The organism is Streptomyces sp. NPDC104371 (genome assembly GCF_055583785.1).
Genome location: NZ_JBVJNF010000012.1, coordinates 17,056 through 35,655, shown reverse-complemented (window position 1 = coordinate 35,655; position 18,600 = coordinate 17,056). Strand labels below are relative to the sequence as shown.

The 18,600-nt window shown below is 70.9% G+C and carries 14 protein-coding genes; 4 read left to right on the top strand and 10 right to left on the bottom strand.

Annotated features, from left to right (window positions below; translation table 11 throughout):
• Nucleotides 1-87: 87 nt before the first annotated feature.
• Nucleotides 88-1,548 carry a M1 family metallopeptidase gene (locus ACZ60T_RS29465; protein WP_469668671.1) on the bottom strand — a complete coding sequence of 487 codons (1,461 nt, stop codon included), beginning with the start codon at nt 1,546-1,548 and terminating at the stop codon, nt 88-90.
• A 215-nt stretch (nt 1,549-1,763) separates the two neighbouring features.
• Nucleotides 1,764-3,224, bottom strand: coding sequence for an LCP family protein (locus ACZ60T_RS29460; RefSeq protein ID WP_469668670.1), 1,461 nt, complete (start codon nt 3,222-3,224; stop codon nt 1,764-1,766).
• 125 nt (nt 3,225-3,349) lie between these two features.
• On the opposite strand from ACZ60T_RS29460, the gene ACZ60T_RS29455 reads away from it, so the two are divergent.
• A complete protein-coding gene (locus tag ACZ60T_RS29455; RefSeq protein ID WP_365624090.1) occupies nt 3,350-4,372 on the top strand; it encodes a glycosyltransferase family 2 protein in 1,023 nt (340 codons plus the stop codon).
• Between the two features lie 110 nt (nt 4,373-4,482).
• On the opposite strand, the gene ACZ60T_RS29450 is transcribed toward ACZ60T_RS29455, so the two are convergent.
• The 4 genes from ACZ60T_RS29450 to ACZ60T_RS29435 all read right to left on the bottom strand — a co-directional run bounded on the left by ACZ60T_RS29450 (nt 4,483) and on the right by ACZ60T_RS29435 (nt 10,512).
• Nucleotides 4,483-6,177, bottom strand: coding sequence for an LCP family protein (locus ACZ60T_RS29450; protein WP_469668669.1), 1,695 nt, complete (start codon nt 6,175-6,177; stop codon nt 4,483-4,485).
• A gap of 202 nt (nt 6,178-6,379) precedes the next feature.
• The gene (locus ACZ60T_RS29445; RefSeq protein WP_469668668.1) at nt 6,380-8,125 is read right to left on the bottom strand and encodes an LCP family protein; all 1,746 of its coding nucleotides are present in this window, start codon (nt 8,123-8,125) and stop codon (nt 6,380-6,382) included.
• Between the two features lie 238 nt (nt 8,126-8,363).
• Nucleotides 8,364-9,671: an LCP family protein gene (locus ACZ60T_RS29440; RefSeq protein WP_469668667.1), complete on the bottom strand. Its 1,308-nt coding sequence runs from the start codon at nt 9,669-9,671 to the stop codon at nt 8,364-8,366.
• Between the two features lie 85 nt (nt 9,672-9,756).
• The gene (locus ACZ60T_RS29435; protein WP_469668666.1) at nt 9,757-10,512 is read right to left on the bottom strand and encodes a TIGR03089 family protein; all 756 of its coding nucleotides are present in this window, start codon (nt 10,510-10,512) and stop codon (nt 9,757-9,759) included.
• A gap of 207 nt (nt 10,513-10,719) precedes the next feature.
• Between ACZ60T_RS29435 and ACZ60T_RS29430 the strand changes: the two genes are divergently transcribed.
• Both ACZ60T_RS29430 and manB read left to right on the top strand, forming a co-directional pair.
• Entirely contained in the window at nt 10,720-12,018 is a 1,299-nt protein-coding gene (locus ACZ60T_RS29430) for a peptidoglycan recognition protein family protein (RefSeq protein ID WP_469668665.1), read from the top strand.
• A gap of 250 nt (nt 12,019-12,268) precedes the next feature.
• A complete protein-coding gene (gene manB, locus ACZ60T_RS29425) occupies nt 12,269-13,351 on the top strand; it encodes a mannose-1-phosphate guanylyltransferase (RefSeq protein ID WP_469668664.1) in 1,083 nt (360 codons plus the stop codon).
• Nucleotides 13,352-13,477: 126 nt separating this feature from the next.
• On the opposite strand, the gene ACZ60T_RS29420 is transcribed toward manB, so the two are convergent.
• The 4 genes from ACZ60T_RS29420 to ACZ60T_RS29405 all read right to left on the bottom strand — a co-directional run bounded on the left by ACZ60T_RS29420 (nt 13,478) and on the right by ACZ60T_RS29405 (nt 17,481).
• The gene (locus ACZ60T_RS29420; protein ID WP_469668663.1) at nt 13,478-14,479 is read right to left on the bottom strand and encodes a DNA-3-methyladenine glycosylase family protein; all 1,002 of its coding nucleotides are present in this window, start codon (nt 14,477-14,479) and stop codon (nt 13,478-13,480) included.
• A gap of 86 nt (nt 14,480-14,565) precedes the next feature.
• On the bottom strand, nt 14,566-15,867 hold the full coding sequence (locus ACZ60T_RS29415; RefSeq protein ID WP_469668812.1) for a coenzyme F420-0:L-glutamate ligase: 1,302 nt from the start codon (nt 15,865-15,867) through the stop codon (nt 14,566-14,568).
• 65 nt (nt 15,868-15,932) lie between these two features.
• On the bottom strand, nt 15,933-16,892 hold the full coding sequence (gene cofD / locus ACZ60T_RS29410) for a 2-phospho-L-lactate transferase (protein ID WP_365624074.1): 960 nt from the start codon (nt 16,890-16,892) through the stop codon (nt 15,933-15,935).
• A gap of 58 nt (nt 16,893-16,950) precedes the next feature.
• Nucleotides 16,951-17,481: a cysteine dioxygenase gene (locus ACZ60T_RS29405; protein ID WP_469668662.1), complete on the bottom strand. Its 531-nt coding sequence runs from the start codon at nt 17,479-17,481 to the stop codon at nt 16,951-16,953.
• A 693-nt stretch (nt 17,482-18,174) separates the two neighbouring features.
• Between ACZ60T_RS29405 and ACZ60T_RS29400 the strand changes: the two genes are divergently transcribed.
• Nucleotides 18,175-18,438 (top strand): WhiB family transcriptional regulator, encoded by a 264-nt coding sequence (locus tag ACZ60T_RS29400; protein ID WP_010986447.1) that lies wholly within the window; start codon nt 18,175-18,177, stop codon nt 18,436-18,438.
• Nucleotides 18,439-18,600 lie beyond the last annotated feature (162 nt).

Sequence of the window (18,600 nt, the reverse complement as noted above, 5' to 3'; positions counted from 1 at the left end):
CTCGGCCTCGTCTTCAACGGGGCCGGGGCCGCCGACTCCCGGATGCCGACGAGAGAAGGGAGCCCTTCTCTCGTCGGATCGCCCTCCTCACATCCGGGAGGGCTTCTTCTTGTCGAAGAGCCAGGTGTCGAAGAGCGCGGTCAAGTCCTTCCCGGACTTGTCCTCGCACAGGGCGATGAACTGCCGGGTGTCGGCATTGCCGTGCCGGTGCTGCCGGGTCCAGGTACGAAGGATGTCGAAGAAGGTCTCGTCGCCGACGGCCCTGCGCACCTTGTGCACGACCATGGCACCGCGTCCGTAGACGGGCGGGTCGAAGACACGTCCTCCGCTGGGCGGATCCGCTGGCGGGAACGCCCAGATGCCCTCGCTCTCGGCGTCCGTGCCGTCGTAGAAGTCCCCGAATATCTCCGTGGCGCTCCTGTTGCCGCGCTCCTCCTCCCAGAGCCACTCCGCGTAGGTGGCCAGACCCTCGCTGAGCCATATGTCCTTCCACCTGCGCGGGGTGACGGAGTTGCCGAACCACTGGTGTGCCAGTTCGTGCACGAGCAGCTTCTCTTCGGGCGCCTGGCCGAAGAACGCCTTGGTCTGGGTCTCCAGGGCGTAGTCGAGACCGGGCAGGTGGTCGACGACGGCACCGGTCGAGGAGAAGGGGTAGGGGCCGAAGCGTCTGCCGGCCCAGTCGACGATCTCGGGCACCAGGTCCGCGACATCGGCGGAGCCCTCGGCCTCGTCGGGGTCGATGGCGACGTAGACGGGAACGCCGTCGCTTGTCCGGCTCTTGTGGATATCGAAGTAGCCGACGGAGACGTGTGCGAGGTAGCTGGCCATGGGCTCCTCGGTGCGCCAGTGCCGGGTCACCGTTTCACCCTTGTCCTCCTCCGTGACCAGTTCACCGTTGCTGATCACGTCGTAGGGATCGCCGTCCTCGTCCTTGGGCACGGTGACCGTGATGTCGTACGTGGCCTTGTCCGACGGGTGATGGTTGCCCGGGAACCAGGTCATGGAGCCGGACGGCTGGCCCAGGGCCGTCGAGCCGTCGTCGGTCTCTATCCAGCCCTCCAGGCCTCCGTCGTCCTTGAGCGTGCGCGGTATGCCGTCGTAGGTGACGACTGTCTTGAAGACTTCGCGGTTCCTCACCGTCTTCGCCGGTGTCACGAGCAGCTCGTCCCCCGAGCGAGCGGCTTGGGCCCTGGCTCCCTGCACCGTGGTGGTGCGTACCCGCAGTCCTGATAGGTCGAGGTTGAAGCGGCTCAGGTCCTGGGTGGCGCGCGCTGTGATGACCGCCGTACCCCTCAGGTGGTTGGTCTCGGGCACGTAATCCAGCGTCAGCCCGTAGTGCACCACGTCATAGCCGCCATTGCCGAGCGCTGGGAACAGCCGATCCCCCACTCCGGCCGTGCCGGGCTTTCCGACGACGGCACCGTTTCCCGGTGCGGAGCCGGTGCAGGACGTCGTCGCGGCCAGGAGAAGTGCTGTGGCCGCCCAGCCGGACAGACCGCCCGGGACCGCCGACCGAGGCCGACTGCCCTTCGCCATATGCCGTTTCATCTCGTGTCTCCCATCGATCGCAGGACGCGAGACGTCAGAAAGCCGGCATCGTCCATTGGTTGCTTCAAGATGGGCAGAAGTTCTGTACGCGCCTTGCGGCTGGCACAGCGACGTCATGAGCGCGATGTGTCATCCCGTGGTGATCCGGACGGCACGTGCCCCCAAGCGTCACGCGCCCGCAGTACGACCGTAAGCGGCCTGCTGCGGGCGTCCCCCTACGAGCACGCCACCTGGTCCCCGGTCAGTACCGGTTGCTGCTCCTGCGGCTGGGCCGGGTGGACCGGGCGTACCGTCGGGGTGTCCGTGCCCACGGTCACCTTCAGTGCCGGGCCCTGGCCGGGCGTCGGGCGGAGTTCGCTGCCCGGCAGGGCCGTCGCCAGGGCCGTCGCCGAGCGGTTCCAGCGGGGGTCGTAGACGATCACCGTGTGCCCGACGGCGTGGTTCGGCAGGTCGGCGGGCCGGCCCACGACCCGGAACCCGGTGGCCGCGAGCGCGTCGGACAACCGCTCGCCCGCGTCCTTCGCGTCCGTGCCGTTCTCCACCCGCACCCGGATCTGCCGGGGGTCGACGTCCACGGGCACCGCGGCCGGGCCCTGTTCCCGCGGCCGGGGCGGGGCGAGCGGCTTGTCGTCGCGCAGCGCCCGGAAGAGCGCGCCCGCCTTCGCCTCGTCCCACTTCACCGTGGAGCCGAGGCCCTTGACCTCGTAGTCCACCTGCTGGATCGGTACGGTCGCGAACTCCGACGAGCGCGGGGTGAAGTGCCGCATCGCCCGCCCCAGATCGAGCATGTCGTCCGTCTCGAAGCCCAGGTCGGCGCGGACCGACCCGAGTACGGCCTGCGTCATGTCCCGGAACTTCATCGGGTTCAGCAGCACACCCGAGGAGGTCGCCCGGTCCAGCAGCGCCGCCACGAACGTCTGCTGCCGCCGCATCCGCCCCATGTCCGAGGCCCCGTCGATATGCCGGGACCGTACGTACTGCAACGCCTGTCCACCGCCGAGCAGATGTCTGCCCGCGGGCAGGTCGAGCCCGGTGTAGGCGTCCTTCATTGACTGCGGCGTACAGATCCGTACGCCGCCGAGGACGTCCACGGTCTTCATGAAGCTGACGAAGTCGACCTCCAGATAGTGGTCGATCTTGAGGTGGGTCATCTCCTCGATCGTGCGCACGGTCAGGTTCGGGCCGCCCTCCGCGTACGCCGCGTTCAGCCTGATCGGATGGGGGCCGTGGTGCTGCCCGGTCGTGCGGTCGGTGTGTTCCGGGAGCCGGGTGTAGGAGTCGCGCGGCAGGCTCACGACGGTGGCCCGGTCCCGGTCCGCCGAGAGGTGCACGATCATGATCGTGTCCGTGCAGTTGCAGGGCGTGCCGCCGAGGCGGTACGCGCGCCGCTCCTCCTCCGTGATCCCGTCCCGGCCGTCGGTGCCGACCAGCAGTACGTTCATGCCGTGGCCCGCGGCGGGACGGTTCTTCATGTCCTTGAAGGGGTCGACCCGGGCGATGTCCTGGTCAAGGCCGGTGAGCACCGCGTGCCCGATACCGGCCGCGGCGAGGACCAGCATGGAGAACGACGTGACCGTCCGCGCGGCCCAGCGGGACCTCTTCCGGACGGGCGTCCGGCGGGCGGGGGAGCGGCGGAGCGGCACGGTGCGCACGGGCGGGCGGGTCGGCGTAGGCACGGGGGAGACCTCCGCGAGGCTGGGCGTGGATCCGCGAGCACCGTAGGCCCATACGATCGGTGGCCCTCGGCGGCGCCCGGGTGGCGCGCATCGGTGTCCCCCGTTCGCGGTAACGTGAGTTCTCTATGAACGCCAAGTCCGATGCGCAGCTCCCTGCCGTATCCGTGATCATGCCCGTCCTCGACGAGGAGCGGCATCTGCGCGGAGCGGTCACCGCGATCCTCGCCCAGGAGTACGACGGCGAGATGGAGGTGGTGATCGCCCTCGGCCCCTCCGCGGACCGTACCGACGAGATCGCCGCCGAGCTGGTCCGTGAGGACCCGCGAGTGCACACGGTGCCGAACCCGACCGGCCGCACGCCCGCCGCGCTCAACGCCGCGATCAAGGCCTCCCGCCACCCGATCGTGGTCCGCGTCGACGGCCACGGCATGCTCTCGCCGAACTACATCGCGACCGCCGTACGGCTGCTGGAGGAGACCGGCGCGCAGAACGTCGGCGGCATCATGCACGCCGAGGGCGAGAACGACTGGGAGCACGCGGTCGCCGCCGCGATGACCTCGAAGATCGGTGTCGGCAACGCCGCGTTCCACACGGGCGGCGAGGCCGGTGCGGCGGAGACCGTCTACCTCGGTGTCTTCCGGCGCGAGGCGCTGGAGCAACAGGGCGGCTACAACGAGGAGTTCATCCGCGCCCAGGACTGGGAGCTGAACTTCCGCATCCGCGAGGCGGGCGGGCTCATCTGGTTCTCGCCGGAGCTGATGGTGTCGTACCGGCCGCGGCCCTCGGTCAAGGCCCTGGCCAAGCAGTACAAGGACTACGGCCGTTGGCGGCATGTCGTCGCCCGCTTCCACGAGGGCTCCATCAACCTGCGCTATCTCGCCCCGCCGACCGCGGTCTGCGCGATCGCGGCGGGCGTCGTGGTGGGCGCGGTGCTGACCCCCTGGGGCTTCGTGGTCCCCGGCGGCTATCTCGCGGCGATCGCCCTCGGTTCCGTCCCGGCGGGCAAGGGCCTGCCGCTGAAGGCCCGGCTGCAGATCCCGGTCGCCCTCGCGACCATGCACATGTCCTGGGGCTGGGGCTTCCTGACCAGCCCGAAGTCACTGGCGAAGAAGGTCATCGCGTCGCGACGGCCGGCGGTGGTCCGCTAGAGCCGAGCGCTTCACGACGTACATAGCGCTTCACGGCGTACCTGAAGAGGGCCTGCCACACTGCGTGGCAGGCCCTCTTCGTACAGCGCGTCAGCCGGTCCGGCGGCCGGTTACCACTGGTAGGGCTTGTACACGTCCATGCACTGGCTGGTGTCCGAGCCGTTGATGGCGTCGGAGTTGTCGGGCAGATCTCCGGCCTTCGGCGCGGACTGCTTCGGATAGGCCGCGCCCGTGGGCCAGTCGGAGCCCACGACGACGGTGACGCTCGACACGTCGGTCGACCTCTTCACCGAACTCAGGGGAATGCCCAGCGCGTCGGCGACACTCTGGGCGTCGCCCTCCAGATCCGCGCTCGGGTAGCGCACCACCGTCTGCTCCACGGACGGAGCTGCCGTGGTGTCGGCGGCTGCCCTGCCGAAGCCCTTGCGCACCAGCTCCTGGCTGATCTCGCTCGCCCGGTTGCGGATCGCGGCCTGGGTGGACGTCCGGGTGCCGTTCTGCACCAACACGCCGAGCTGGCCGGTCGAGACCGAGGGGGCCTGGGACTCCTTGTCCCGGCTCTTCTCCTTGCCCGTGGCCGACGCGGTGTCCTTGCTGTCGCCCTTGCCTCCCTTGGTGCCCTTGCCGCCCTTGTCGTCGAAGGCGACGTCGTCGCGGAGCATCTTCCACATCTTCTCGGCGTTGGCTCCGTCCGGCACCACGTGGTTCTTGTCCAGCGGATCCTGGATGTTGGGCATCGTCGTCATGGTGATGCGGTCGGTCGGCACCTCCTTGAGCAGCATGCTCAGGTCGTACAGCTTCTTGACGCTGCCGATCTCCTGGGAGACCTCCAGGGACTTCACGGCGGCCTCGGCGAGGTCCATGAGCCGCCCGCTGTCCGTGAAGATGTTCTGGTCCTTGAGCGTGCGGATCATCGAGTTCAGGTACATGTGCTGGGCCCTGGCCCGCATCAGGTCGCTGCCCCAGGCGTGCCGGGTGCGCAGCCACTGCAGGGCCTGCTCGCCCTTCACCTTGTGCGTGCCCGCCTTCATCTTCAGGCCCGAGCCGCCGGACACGAGGGGCAGCGGACGGTCCCAGACGTTCTGCTTGACGCAGACGTCGACGCCGCCGATGGCGTCCGCCATCTTCACCACGCCCGCGAAGTCGATCGTCATCCAGTGGTCGATATAGACACCGGTGAGGTTCTCCCAGGTGGCGAGGGTGCAGCCGGCGCCACCCCGGGCCAGTGACTCGTTGATGATGGTGTTGGTCGAGGGGTACGTCTTCCCCGTCTCGGGGTCGGTGCACTTGGGTATGTCGGTCCGGGTGTCCCGGGGGATGCTCACCACCGCGGCGCTCTCGCGGTCCGCGGAGATGTGGACGAGCATCTCGACGTCGGCCAGCGGCGGGCTGCCGCGGTTCTCCCGGCTGCCGCCCAGCCGTACGTTCGCGTCGGAGTTACGGCTGTCGGAGCCGAGCAGCAGGATGTTCACGGGCGTCTGGCCGTCCGCGTTCGGCGTCGCCTTCTGGGCCTTGGAGTCCCCGCTGTTGCGTTCGCCCTTGCGGATGTTGCTGTTGAGGTGCTGGTAGTAGAGATATCCGGCACCGGCGGTGCCGAGGGTCAGCACCGCCAGGGTCATCGCGGTCCAGCGCAGCACGCGGCGCCCGCGCCGACGACCCGGGCCGCTCCGCCGCCCGCCCTGGCCCGCTCCCGCGCCCCCGGCCGCCTCGGCGTCCTCGTGCGCGCCGCTGTCGTCCGGGTCGTCGGCCTGCGGCCGTCTGACGGCTGGTCGCCTCTCTGTCCGGCGCACACCGCTCTGCGTCATCTACCTGCCTCCCACCCTGTGCCCGACGAACGGGTTCGTCCTGTGCCTGACGAACGGGTCCGTCCGGCGCTTCGGAGGGCGCGTCCGGCGCCTCGCCTGACAACTCCCGTGTCCTGTTGGACGTTTGAAGCGCCCGGCAGGATGCACTTGGACCGGGCGCTTCTGAATTTGCGTCCTCTCGGACGCGAGGAGGGGCGCTAGCTCACGTGGCGCACTCGACCTTGTCAGCGGTGGCCTTGTTGACCTCCGGCGCCTTGGTCGGCGCCGTCAGCGGCACCCCGGCGCCCTTGAAGTCCTTGCCGAGCGTCAGGATGATCGCGGGCAGCCCCTGGGCGTTCTTCTCGCTCTGGCCCGGCTTCAGCGCCGACGCGGGCAACCCCATGATGTCCGCCAGCTTGCGCGCCTGGTCGGCCTGGTCGGGGGCGTACTCCAGAGTCGTCTTGTCGACGTTGTCCTTCGCGTTGCCGAGCTGGCTGGACTTGAGGACGCCCTCGTTGACCTGGAGCCAGCTCAGCGTCTCCTGGGCGCTGCCGCCGACGGCACCGCCGTTGTAGATGTCGACACGGATGTCGGCAGCGGCCGAGCGGGACCCCTTGAGCCGGGCGGCCTCGGCGCTCTTCTTCTCCTTCTTCTTCTTCGCCACCTCGGTGAAGGAGACATCGCCGTTGATCGCGGCGAAGACCGCCGGGGCCTTGCCCTTGTCGACGATGACGGTCTTGTGCACGGGGCCGTCCGCCGGGTTGTCGAGCACCGGCACCGTCACGAAGGTGATGTTCTTCGGCGGCACCTTCTTCAGCTCCAGGGCCACGTCCTTGAGCGTGGTCCCCTTGCCGATGCCCTTGTCGACCGTGAGCGCCTTGGTGGCGGCCTCCGCCAGGTCCATCAGCTTGACGGGGTTCGTGAGCGTGTCGCTGGAGGTCATCTTGCGGGCCAGCGAGCCGAGGAACTGCTGCTGCGCCTTGATGCGGTCCAGGTCGCCCTGGTTGCCGAAGCTGTGCCGGGTACGGACGAAGGCCAGAGCCTGTTCACCCTCGACGTTGTGCGTTCCCTTCGACAGCTTCAGATGCGAGTCCTTGTCGTCGACGTCCTTGCCCACGCAGACCTCGACCCCGCCGACCGCCGTGGTCAGCGTCTTCACGGCGTTGAAGTCGACCATCATGAAGTGGTCGGGGGCGATACCGGTGATCTCCTTGACCGTGCGCATCGTGCAGCCCGGGTCGCGGCCGTCCTGGCCGAGGCTCGTGTTGAAGCGGACGTTCGGGGTGCCGGAGACGACCTTGGTGCTGCCGTCGTCCTGGATCGTCGGGCAGTCCGGGACGTCGACGATCAGGTCGCGCGGGATGCTCAGCGCGGTCGCGTTCGTACGGTCCTCGGCGACGTGCAGCAGGATGTTGGTGTCGGCGTGGCCGACGCTGCCCTTGTCGCCGTAGCCCTCGTTGCCCTTACCGATGCGTTTGTCCGTACCGATGATCAGGATGTTGAACGCTTCGTCCTTGCTGAAGCTGTCCTTGGCGGCGTCGCCGACGTCCTCCGTCGTGACGTTCCCCTCGAGGTGCTTGAGGTAGAAGTAACCGGCGCCGACGATCGCGACCAGGATGAAGGCCAGACTGCCGCTGGTCCACAGCAGTATCTTCTTGGCCTTGCCCTTCTTCTGCTTCGTACGCCCCCGACGCCGCCCCGGCGCGGGCTGTTCGGGCGCACCACGGCGGCGGCGCGGTCCCGGAACGGTGTCCGGGGCCGGCTGCTCCGGAGCCCTGCGTCGCGGTCCCGGCTGCGTACGGGTGCCTTCCTCGGCGTTCCCGCCGGGCGCCCCCCGGCGCGGCTTCGGCACTCCCGACTGCGGTGCGGAAGGAGGCAGTCGCAGTTCGTATTCACCGGTGTCCGGGTTGCGTACCCACTGGTCTGCGGGGTCGATGTTGTCCGCCCGCCCACGGCCTTGCGCGTCCACGGTTGCCTGAGTCCTCCGTCGGGGCACGCGGCGCCTTCCCCTCGAGGCGCCCGGGTCTCTTTCATGCAGTGCGCGCCCCAGAACGGACATCAAGGGTGTGGCACCGGATCGCTCACACTATCCGCCCAGTTCGGCGTCAAGCGACGGCGGTGACAAACTCCACTCCCCTACAACTGGGCAATCCCCCCTAATTCTCGAAGAGTTCTTAGCTCAGACGTTCCCAGGCTTGGTACGCGCTTTACCCACAGGCGTCCGGGGCGGCCGTTTTCCCGGGGAAAGCGGTCGGGGGCCGGGGCGTCGATCCGCGCACGCCGGGCCGCATGGCAAGGGACTCTGTGTCGCCGTACGACTGCTCACTGTTGCGAACTCCGAACGCCGCGCCCGCTTTCGAAGAAGAGGCGCCCGCTTTCGACGGAGAACCGCTCGGGGCTTCCCGCGTGACCTCCACGGGCTGATCCCTGCGCAGCCGTTCGAAGAGTTCGCGTGCCGCGGGTTCCACCAACTCGTCGCGATCGGCGTTGTACGCGTACGGCCTGCGCGGCACGGTCAGGAACCGCACGCGCCGCGTGGGCAGGTTCCGCAGTTCGTTCAGCAGTCCGTAGAGTCGGCGCAGGTTCGCCAGCCCCGGGTCCGTGGTGAGGGACGAGGTGGCCGCGTCCAGGACCGGATACAGCTTGAGCGGGTTCAGCAGGATGTTGGTGCTGTGCATCTTGCTGACGAGCGCGCCGAGGAAGCGCTGTTGGCGTTCCATCCGTTCGGTGTCGCTGCCGTCGCCGAGGCTCTTGCGGGCCCGGACGTAGCCCAGCGCCTGTTCGCCGTCGAGCGTCACCTTGCCCGCGGGCAGCTTGACCTTGGCGTCCTTGTCGTCGAGCGGCTCCTTCAGACACACCGGGACGCCGTCGAGCGCGTCGACCAGCGTCTTGAAGCCGTTGAAGTCGACGACCACGAAGTGGTCGACGCGGAGGTCCGTCAGCTTCTCGACGGTCCGCACGGAGCAGGCCGAACCCCCGGTCGCGAAGGCGCTGTTGAACATCGCGAACACCGGACGGCTGCGACGGCCGTCGCGCGTCCGGCAGTCCGGCACGTCGACCATGAGGTCGCGGGGCAGGGAGACGGCGGTGGCGCCGCGCCGGTCGGCCGCCAGATGCAGCAGGATCGTGGTGTCGGACCGCTCGGTCCCGGAGTCCTTGCCGTACCGGTCGCCGCCGCCCGCGCGCGAGTCGGACCCGATGAGCAGGACGGTCCGCGCGCCGGGTACGAGCGCCCGCGGCCGTTCCCTCTCGTGCCGGGCGAGTTCGGCGGCGGCGCCGTCGTCCGCGGTGATGTTCGCGTCCAGCTTCCGGTACGCGACCCATCCGGCCCCGGCGCCCCCGGCCAGGAGCAGGACGAGCCCCAGCGCGGCCCAGCGCCCCCAGTGCCACCGCCGACGACGACGGGCCGGGCCGTGACCGGTGGCCGCGGCGCCCGGCGGCCGTGGGGTGCCTTCGGTGGTCACTGCCGGGTCCACCCCCTGCGGCGTACGAGCGTGTCGGGCTCCTACGACCATGGCCCGGGGCGGCGGGTCCGGGCGGCCGGTGCTGGTCCGAACGGAGGCGAAGTGCGCCCGTCAGGGGGCTACCGGGCGGCGGTGCTCAGCGAGCCGTCGCGGTCACGCGTTCGCTCTCGATCCGCTGGGCCACCGCGGCCTCGTCCGACCGGTCCAGATGACGGCAGAGCACCACGGACCCACCGGTCGCGAGCGGCGCGTACAGCCCGGCGCTCAGCCCCTCCCAGGTGTCGTACGACAGCCCGGACAGCAGACGCGAGCCGGGGCCCGTCAGACCGAGCGCGGGGGCGTCCGCGCGGGCCCGCTCCACGACCTCGGCGCCCGTGTACGCGGCCCCGGCGACGATCAGGGCGGGCTCCTCCGGGTCGACCGGCGCGTACGCCTGGAAGCGGTCGCCCTGCCCCGGCACCTCGACCGCGTAGTCCATGAACCCGTCCGGGGTCTTGGGGAACCGGCCACCGAGCGGGCGCAGCGCGAGGGCGACGCGCTCCCCGGAACAGGCGCGCGCCACGTCGAGCGCGTCGGGTCCGCTGACGACGACGTCGGCCGCGCCCGCGTCACCGCCGACATCGGCGACGACGCCCACGGACGCGCACGCGAGCAGCCATACCGCCGTCTGCCAGTGCGCGGGCAGCAGCAGCGCGACCCGGTCGCCGGGCCCGGCGGCGAGATCACCCTGAAGGAGGTTGGCGGTCTTGGCCACCCAGTTGGCGAAGGTGGCGACGGAGAGTTCGACGCGTTCGCCCGTGGCGTCGTCGTAGAAGGTCACCAAGGGGCGTGCGGGGTCCGCGGCGAGCGCGGATCGCAGCAGGTCGGCAGGGGTGCGGTCGGTGGCGTTCACCCGCGCAAGCGTACGCGGGGCGCCTGCGCCGGGCGGACCGGCCGGGGAAGCGGGCGCCACCGGTTCGGGCGCGGTGGCGGGGAGCGGTGGGCCACCGGTTCGGCGCAACGGTGAGGAGCGGAGGGCCACCGGTTCGGCGTAGCGGACCCGATGAACCGTCAATTCCTGAATGGACACACATGTCTGACTATGTCCAAGATGAGGGGCATGCGCAGATACCTTGCTTCCTCGATCGGCGTCGCGAGCACGACGGTACTGGCCCTCTCGCTCGCCCTCCCGGCCGCAGCGGCCCGACCGGCCACGGTGGCGGTGCCCACCCCGGCCGACCGGTCGGCCGCCGGCAGTACCCAGTCCCTCCGCCTCGTCCCCCTCGACCGCCCCCGCACCCCCGGCACGCTGCCCGAATGGGGGCTGTCCCCCCAGGCCGTGCACCCCTTCTCGATGATCGGCATCGTCTGGAAGGACCCGAGCGCCGAACTGCACGGCCGCGCCCAGGTCCGCACGCGGGAGAGCGGCACCTCCCGGTGGTCCGGCTGGCAGGAGCTGGAGGCGCACGGCCAGGGCCACGGCCCCGACCCGCAGAGCGCGGAGGGCCGTTCGAGCCGGCTGCGCGGAGCGACGGCCCCGCTGTGGGTCGGCGACTCGGACGGCGTCGAGGTACGGGTGCGCGCGGACAAGGCCGCCAAGGGCCAGACCCGTACGCCCGCGCTCCCCGACGGGCTGCAGGCCGAACTGATCGACCCCGGCGCGGACCCGGCCGCGGACACCCCGCGGCAGGCGGGGGACGCCGCCGAGGCAGGCGACTCCGAAGGCTCGGGCTTAGCCGGCTCACGAGCGAACCCCGCCACGTCCGCCGTACCGGAAGCGGCGGACGCGGCGCCCGGCCAACGCGCGGGCCCCCACACCACGTCGCGCCCGAAGATCGTCACGCGGCGCGGCTGGGGCGCGGACGAGAACCTACGGGAGTCCGGCTTCGGCTACACCGGCAAGGTGAAGGTCGCCTTCGTGCACCACACGGCGACGGGCAACGGCTACAAGTGCTCCCAGGCGCCTTCGGTCATCCGCGGTATCTACCGCTACCACGTCGTGAGCAGCGGCTGGCGGGACATCGGCTACAACTTCCTCGTCGACAAGTGCGGCACCATCTACGAAGGCCGCGCGGGCGGGGTGGACAAGGCCGTCCTGGGCGCCCACACCATGGGGTTCAACAGCGACAGCACAGGGATCGCCGCCATCGGTGGCTTCGAGAACAGCGCGCCCCCGGCCGCCATGGTGAACGCCGTCGCCAAGCTCGCCGCGTGGAAGCTCGGCCTGTACGGCATGGATCCGCGCGGCACGACGTACCTCAAGTCCGCGGGCGGCAACCGCTTCCCGGCGGGGCAGAACGCGCGGTTGAAAGTGGTCTCGGGGCATCGCGACGGGTACAGCACGGAGTGCCCGGGAAAGCTGCTGTACGACAAGCTCGGCACGATCCGTTCCTCGGCGGCCCGCTACCAGGGCCGCTGAGGGGGGTGTCGGTCGTACGACTGTACGGACGTCGTGCGGTGTGACCGTACGGGCGCGTACGACGTCCTCTCTCATGACCCGCACACATCTCATGACCCGGCACATTGCATGACCCGGCACATCTCATGACCGGTACGAACGCCCTTCTCAGGGCCCCACAACGCCCTCAGCAGTCCTCATGACGCGGTCTGCATACACTGGCCGGCCGATGGACAGTTCGGCCGGTCCCGGCAGGAAGCAGAGACGACAGGTGACAGAAGCGATCCTCCTGGTCGGCGGCAGGGGTACCCGGCTGCGCCCGCTCACGGTGCACACCCCGAAACCGATGGTCCCGGCGGCCGGGGTCCCCTTCCTCACCCACCAGTTGGCGCGGGCCAGGGCCGCGGGCGTGGAGCACATCGTGCTCGCCACGTCCTACCTGGCCGAGGTCTTCGAACCGCACTTCGGCGACGGCTCGTCCCTCGGCCTGCGGCTGGAGTACGTCACCGAGGAGGAGCCCCTCGGCACCGGCGGCGCCCTGCGCAACGTGGCGAGCCGTCTCCACTCGGGCCCCGAGGACCCGGTCCTCGTCTTCAACGGCGACATCCTGACGGGCCTGGACATCCGCGCCCTGGTCCGCACCCATGAGTCGTCGGGCGCGGACGTCTCGCTCCATCTCACCAAGGTGACGGACCCCCGGGCCTACGGGCTGGTCCCCACGGACGCCACGGGCCGGGTGACGGCGTTCCTGGAGAAGCCGCAGACCCCGGAGGAGATCGTCACCGACCAGATCAACGCCGGGGCGTACGTCTTCCGTCGCTCGGTCATCGACACGATCCCGGCGGGCCGCCCGGTCTCGGTGGAACGCGAGACCTTCCCGGACCTGCTGGCGGCCGGGGCCCATCTGCAGGGCATGGTCGACTCGACGTACTGGCTGGACCTCGGCACCCCGGCGGCCTTCGTCCGCGGCTCGGCGGACCTGGTCCTCGGCCGCGCCCCGTCCCCCGCGGTGCCCGGCCGCCGCGGCGACCGCCTGATCCTGCCGACGGCATCGGTCGCCTCGGACGCGAAGCTGACCGGCGGCACGGTCGTCGGCGAGGGCGCGTTCGTGGGGGAGGGCGCCCGGATCTTCGGCAGCACCCTGCTGAGCGGCGCGGTCGTGGAGCCGGGCGCGGTCATCACGGACTCCCTGATCGGAGCCCGCTCCCGGATCGGTGAGCGCTCGGTCCTCAGCGGCGCGGTCATCGGCGACGGCGCGGTGGTCGGCGCGGACAACGAACTGCGCGACGGGGTCCGGGTGTGGTGCGACGCGAAGATCCCGGCGGGGGCGGTGCGCTTCTCCTCGGACCAGTAGGCCGTCAAGGGGCCTGGTTCTACGGGGACTTGGGTCTACGGGGATCTGGGCTTCTCCGAGAGGGCTTGTGTCCTCGGGGACTTGGGCGTCTCCGAAGGGCTTGCGTCTCCGGGGGCTTGTGCTTGCTCACAGCCGTCCGATGTCCCTCGGCTGCATCCGCGGTGCGCGCCGCGGCGGTACGCGACCGCTCAGCAGGATCAGTCGTGCCGCCCGGTGCCGCTGCCCCGCGTACGGCTCAAGGAGCGACAGCATCACGGCGTCGTCCGCGTCGCGGTTCCCGGCCAGCGCGTAGCCGACGATCCCCGGCAGATGCAGATCCCCCACGGTCACGGCGTCCGTCGCCCCGTGGCTGCGCTGCACGGTCTCCGCGGAGGTCCACGGCCCGATGCCCGGCACGGCCTCCAGGAGCGCCCGCGCCCGCGCGGGCTCCAGCTCCGTCGTCCGCTCCAGTCGCGCGGCGACCCGTACCGCCCGCAGGATCGTCGACGCGCGCTTGTCGTCGACCCCTGCCCGGTGCCACTCCCAGGACGGGATCAGCGCCCAGGTGCGCGGCGTCGGCATCACCCGCATCCGCTCCGGCGCGGGTCCCGGCGCGGGCTCCCCGTACGCCCCTACGAGCAGCCGCCAGGCCCGGTAGGCCTCGTCCGCGGTGACCTTCTGCTCCAGGACGCACGGGATCAGGGACTCCAGCACCAGTCCGGTCCGCACCAGCCGCAGCCCCGGCCGCCGGTGCCGGGTCAGCGCGAGCAGCCGATGCCGTGGCTCGAAGGCCTCCGGGTCGTCCGATGCGCCCAGCATCCGCGGGAGTTGATCCAGCAGCCACTCCGCTCCGGGGCCCCACGCCTCGGCCTCGGCGTCCGTGCCCCGCAGCGCGACCCGCAGGGTGCCCGGTCCCGCCGGGGTACGGCTGGCCCGCCACACGGCCCCGTCCGGGGTCGCGCGGAACGTGGGATCCCCGGGACCGCGCCGCAGCGGGCCGAGCACCAGCCCGAGGTCCAGGGGGCCGGGCGAGGCCCAGGTCCGCCGTAGTCCCGGCGCCGTGGCCGGGCGCGGCACCCTCGCGGGCACGGCGGCAGCTCCGCCCCGCACGGTCGTGCGGGTGGTGCGGGGGGCGAAGCGTCCGGCCACGGATGAGGTCCTAGCTGAGGTCCCAGGTGAGTCCTGGTGGATTCGGGGGCTGCTTACGAGCCTAGGGCCCCTGGGGCCCCGCTAGGTCAGCGCACCTCGATGAAGGCGTCCGCCGCCCGCGCGGGACGCGGACGTGGCTCTTCCGCCGCGTGCCCCACCGCCACCGCGCCCATCGGCTCCCAGTTCTCCGGCAGCCCGAGCACCTCGCGCACGACGTCCCGGCAGAACATCGTCGAGGACACCCACGCCGAACCGAGCCGCTCCCCGGCGAGCGCGACCAGCAGGTTCTGCACGCCCGCCCCGGTGGCGACCACGAACATCTCCCGCTCGGCCGCGTCCCGCCGCGCGTCGCCGTAGGTGTGGGACCCGTCCATGACCATGCAGGGCACGACGAGGTACGGTGCATGGCGCAGCACGTCCCCGCGCCGTACGCGCTTGGCGATCGACTCCTCGGTCTTCCTGTCCCGGCGCAGATCGGCGATCCACGCCTCCCGCATCGCGTCCAGCAGCCGCGTCCGTGACTCCTCGGACTCCAGGAGCACGAACCGCCACGGCGTCGTGTGATGCGGTGCCGGCGCGGTCACGGCGGCGGCCACCGCGCGCCGTACGGCACCGGGGTCGACGGGCTCGCCCGTGAACGCGCGCACCGTGCGCCGCTGGGTCACCGCCTCCCGTACCGCCTCCGAGGTGCCGAGCCGGAACATGTCCTCGTGGGGCGCGCGCACCATCGCCGCGGCGCCCTCGCCGTCGTCCCCGGTCACCGTTTGCGGCAGCCCGCGTACGACGGCCACGGGCAGCCCGGCGGCTTTGCCCTTGACCAGATCACCGGCGGCGGCCAGTTCGTCGGCGGTGGCCACGACGGTCGCGCTCAGCGGATTGCCGTGCGCGTCCGTGCCGCCGCGCAGGTCGTCGAGGACGCGGACGCCCGCGGCACCGATGGCGACATCGGTGAGCCCGGTGCGCCAGGGGCGTCCGAAGGTGTCGGTGACGATCACGCCGATCTCGACGCCGAGGATGTCCCGCAGCCCCGCCCGCAGCGCCCGCGCGGACGCGTCGGGGTCCTCCGGAAGCAGCAGAACGGTCCCCGCTGGGGTGTTGGAGGCGTCGACACCGGCGGCGGCCATCACCAGGCCCTGCCGGTTCTCCACGATCCTGAGCGGACCGCGCCGGGCCACCACGCGCACCGTCTCGGCGTCGATGGCGGCCTCCCGGTCGTCCGCCCGCACCAGACGCCCCTCGGCCTTGGACACGATCTTGGAGGTGACGAGCAGCACGTCCCCGTCGACGAGTCCCGGTTCGGCGGCGGCGATGACCTTGGCCAGATCGTCGCCCTCGCGGATCTCGGGGAGCCCGGGGAGAGCCCACACCCGGTAACCGGGCGCGGGCACCTGCCCGTTGCCGTCGCCGTCGTCGGTGAGCCGCTGCTCGGGATGCTGTCCGGGAAGTCCGCCGCTCACGCGCCGCGCACCTCCTCCGCCAGGGTCAGCGCCTCGCGGGCCATCCGCGCGGTCGCGTCCAGGTCCGTCATCATCAGCGGCACCGCGCGGCAGCGGATGCCCGCGGCCTCGACGCGCTCCACGGCCGCCGCGTCCACCGTATCCACGAGCCAGCCGTCCAGCAGCCCCGAGCCGTAGTGCTCGGCGACCGCCGCGGCCGTCGACTCCACGCCGACCGCCGCGAGCACCTTGTCGGCCATCCCGCGCACGGGCGCGTCACCGACGATGGGGGACAGGCCCACGACGGGCACCCCGGCCTCCGCGATGGCCTCCCGGATGCCGGGCACCGCGAGGATCGTGCCGACCGACACGACCGGGTTGGACGGCGGGAAGAGCACGACGTCCGCCTCGGCGATCGCCTCCAGGACGCCCGGCGCCGGCTTCGCGTGCTCGGCGCCCACCGGCACGATCGCCTCGGCCGGGACCGAGGCCCGCAGCCGTACCCAGTACTCCTGGAAGTGGATCGCCTTGCGCTCGCCCTCCAGCTCGACGGCGACATGGGTCTCGACGCGGTCGTCCGACATGGGGATGAGCCGCACGCCCGGCTTCCAGCGGTCGCACAGGGCCTCGGTGACCGCGCTGAGCGGATAGCCCGCGCCCAGCATCTGCGTCCGCACGATGTGCGTGGCGAAGTCACGGTCGCCGAGGCCGAACCACTCCGGTCCGACGCCGTACGCCGCCAGCTCCTCCTTGAGGTGGAAGGTCTCGTCCGCCCGGCCCCAGCCCTGTTCCTCGTTGATGCCGCCGCCGAGCGTGTACATCACCGTGTCGAGGTCCGGGCAGACCTTCAGCCCGAAGAGGTGGATGTCGTCGCCGGTGTTGCCGATGACGGTGATGTCCGCGTCGGGCGCGGCCTGCTTGAGACCGCGAAGAAACCGGGCACCGCCGATGCCGCCTGCCAGAACCACAATGCGCATGGGAGCAGTCTTGCAGGCGGCGCCCACAACGGGTGGGCAGGCTGTGGACAACTGCCTCTCAGGCGGTGCGGGAGCCTGCTGTCGTGCGCTCGGCCGCGCAGGCCACGGGGGTGTGCCCGGCCGTGTGCAGGGGGAGCGTCGGCATCTCGGTCAGCCCCGGGTAGTAGATGTGCAGGCTCACGGCCGGCTCCAGTGCGTCGTTCACCACTTCGTGCACGTATCCCGGTGCGAACACCCGCTGCGCCCCCGCGCGCCACACGCGTGTGCCGCGCTCCGTGCGCTCCGTGAGTGCGCCGTGCAGGACGGTCAGTACGCCGGACGAGCGCCCGTGGCCGTGCGGTCCGCTGCCCTGCCCGGGGACCCAGGACAGCAGCCACACCTCGTATCCGGGGCAGGCGCGCAGCCGGTGGTACCAGCGGGAGGCCGCGTCATAGCGCACCAGGTGCTCCCACTGGGAGCGGTCGGCGGCGAGGGAGCGGGCGAGCCCGGCGAACTCGGCCACGGTGGCCGGATGCTCGCGCGGCGGCTGGAGCAGGTGCGGTACTTCGAGGATGTCGCCGGCGATCTGGAGGTCGCTGTCGCTGTTCATGGGGTGCGGTGGTTCCTCGGCGGGAGAGTGCGGGGCTGGATGTCGCGGGTCGTCCGCCCGGATCACGGGCGTGGCGGTCGCCCTGGTGCGGGCGGAAGGCGAGGCAGCCGAGTCGGGTGGACTCAGAAGCGGCCGGAGCGGGGGAGAAGGCTCAACAGCCGGAACAGCTACAGCGCGCGCGGGCAGCACCGGTGGACCCGGCGGAGCGGGTCGAGGTGATGGCCGAGTTCGCGAGCATGCCCTTTAGGACATCGGCTCACTCCTTCGCTGTCAACTTGATGTCCGGGATATGCGAGATGTTTCACCTCATCCGGTTCATCTGGGGGATGGATGGTTTGCCCCTGGGGTTCCCGGGACACATGGCGCAGGACCGGGTGCCCGATCGTCGTTGCGATCTCGTGATCCGAATGTGATCCGATTCGCTTCGCGTTGCCTGCCGGAACGGGGCCGAAGGTGCGGGCGTCCTTCCCTGTGAGGGGCCGCAGGCTCTCCCGGCCCCCATGGAGTGTCAGGGTTTATGCCGATTTGAACACTTTCCGCATAGCCTTGGTTCCGCAGGGTGAATAAGGGGCCCAATAGCAGATCTCGGCTTGACTGGCCCGGATCGGCACACTTGTAATTTCACTCGTGTCGTTCAGCCGAAATCGGTAACGGCTACATCACGGGGACGTGAAAGACAGACGAGGGGCGCACATGACCGAGCTGGTGCAGCAACTGCTGGTCGACGACGCGGACGAGGAGCTCGGCTGGCAGGAGCGCGCGCTGTGCGCCCAGACCGACCCCGAGTCCTTCTTCCCCGAGAAGGGCGGCTCCACCCGTGAGGCCAAGAAGGTCTGTCTCGCCTGTGAGGTCCGCTCGGAGTGCCTCGAGTACGCCCTCGCCAACGACGAGCGGTTCGGCATCTGGGGCGGTCTGTCCGAGCGTGAGCGCCGCCGTCTGAAGAAGGCCGCCATCTGACGCCCCGTTGGCCGGAAAGCAACGCTCGGAACGCCGTGAAGCGGTCGCGCGTCCACGTGGTGACCGGCCCGCTCGGTGAAGCGATGAAAAGGTGTACACCCCTACGTAACGAACGGCCCGGCGCAGGTGGGTTGTCCACAGGCGGCGGGCCGTGATCCTGTC